Annotated in this window: 1 protein-coding gene and 1 pseudogene; both read right to left on the bottom strand. The window is 44.0% G+C overall.

The features are described 5' to 3' along the window. Window positions 1-632 (bottom strand): annotated as a pseudogene (locus A3756_RS16430) (cell adhesion protein); the annotation flags it as partial. Window positions 633-929: 297 nt separating this feature from the next. Then, window positions 930-1,333, bottom strand: a 404-nt coding sequence (locus A3756_RS16435) for a DUF3087 family protein (protein ID WP_082865315.1), incomplete at its 5' end; no start/stop codon positions are given.

Raw genomic sequence — 1,333 nt, forward strand, 5'->3', positions numbered from 1 at the left:
CCCTCATTAATCCCATCATTAATCTGCTTGGCCACATAAACAGCTAATTGGTTCCCCAAAGAGTGGCCTGCAAATCTCAGGTTTTTGTTATTGTTAGCCAGTACTGCTGTGATTTGCTCAAAAGCGATTTCACCGACCGACTTGTTCGGTGCCTGTGACGTGCTGTAACTACCGTCATCTAGCCGATAACGCATACCTTTTGGGCCATTAGCACTCCACATTTTGGCTTCTGCATCTTTGACTTCAGCTTCATCGGCAAACTGGTTCCAGTAAAATACGCCAACGTTCCAACCCCTTTGCTTCCAGGATTTATGCGAGAGTGAGTTGCCATTGTTGGCGAAGGTAAAGTCTTCGCGGTCATAGCCATCTTGCGAAGAGCCATTCTGCCAGCCATGGAAATAAATAACCGTTGGCTTCGAGTCGTCATAGTAATTACTAATGGTTTCGTTAATCGTGCCATCAGCCTCAATTGCTTTGACCTGATTCTCTGCGCCATTTTGCACCCTAGCCCAGTGCAGGCCATAGTCTAGAAATTCCTCTCCAGCCGCTAATGCGATATCAGAACAGGCAAGCGTCAGGCCTAGTGTCATGACCTTGAGTGGATGAGTATTAAAGAAAGATTTAGGTTTCATAATTTCCCCGTTTTTATGTTTGTTTTGGGTACTTCTTATTGTTCCTTTAGTGCTACAACACGCCACCTTCTTGTGGCGAAACTACAGACTAAAAAACAAATACTTAGAAGGCTTTGGCAAAAATGGGCAAACTAGGTTGTTTAGGTTAAAAGGTATTTATTCGGGCTGGATATTCGAATTTTAGTTGGGTTGTTATTTACTCTGACTCGTTGACTTTCGCACGATCAACCTCGTGCTAACCCGCCTGCGAGCCGTGGAAGGCTCTGCCTACAGATTTGGAGACCACCGCCCCTTCGTTCAAAGCGTCTTCAGTAAATCTGACTGATAATCTTCGATGCTCACGCTCAAACCCAAGCTTTGTATTTTTTCTTCCAGTTCGCGTAAGTCAGTTTTTAGCTGATTGATAGTGAGCGTATTGTCATCCAGCTCATATACCTGAATAGAAGCTTTCAAGTGATAATATTTGATGATAAACGCTTGGTGATTGTTCTGTTCCAACGCTTGGTTTAAGGCTTTTGATTTTCGGTAAATTGCATTGAGCTCTTGTTTAAGCTGCCAGACATACCAAACTTCCGACATAAACGGCGTATTCCGGTTTCGGTATAAAGTATTTAGCACAAGCGCTACGGCAGACACTACACCCACCAGATTCAGAACGAAATTTGAACCTCCAGGTTCCCCAACTAAATGAATCAGTAGGG

The sequence above is a fragment of the Oleiphilus sp. HI0086 genome (assembly GCF_001635225.1).